Source organism: Devosia indica (assembly GCF_003056405.1).
GTDB classification, from domain to species: Bacteria; Pseudomonadota; Alphaproteobacteria; order Rhizobiales; family Devosiaceae; genus Devosia; species Devosia indica.
Window position 1 is genome coordinate 1 of the sequence record NZ_PYVZ01000064.1, and the last position, 264, is coordinate 264.

General features: G+C 60.6%; 1 pseudogene. It reads right to left on the reverse strand.

Annotated elements, in window-relative coordinates:
* Nucleotides 1–121: 121 nt before the first annotated feature.
* Nucleotides 122–264 (reverse strand): annotated as a pseudogene (locus tag DDE76_RS19400) (IS3 family transposase); the annotation flags it as partial.

Genomic DNA, 264 nt, shown 5'->3' on the forward strand with positions numbered 1-264 from the left:
GGCAGCGCCGCCTGCCAGCAGTTGGTCGAGAAGCTCATTGGGGATTGCAGGCTCTTTGCGTCGAGACATAGGGGACTCCTTGTTTACCCACTATGCCCGACCACACACGGAAATCCTGACACTCCCCGAGATCCAGGGCCTCCCTCAAGACCTCGGCTTCCATGGTCTTCTTGCCGAGCATGCGCTCGAGGTCACGCACGCGCTTTTCCAGATCGCGCACCTGGGAAGCGCCAACGACATCTTCATCGGCCTGAACGGCTGCGT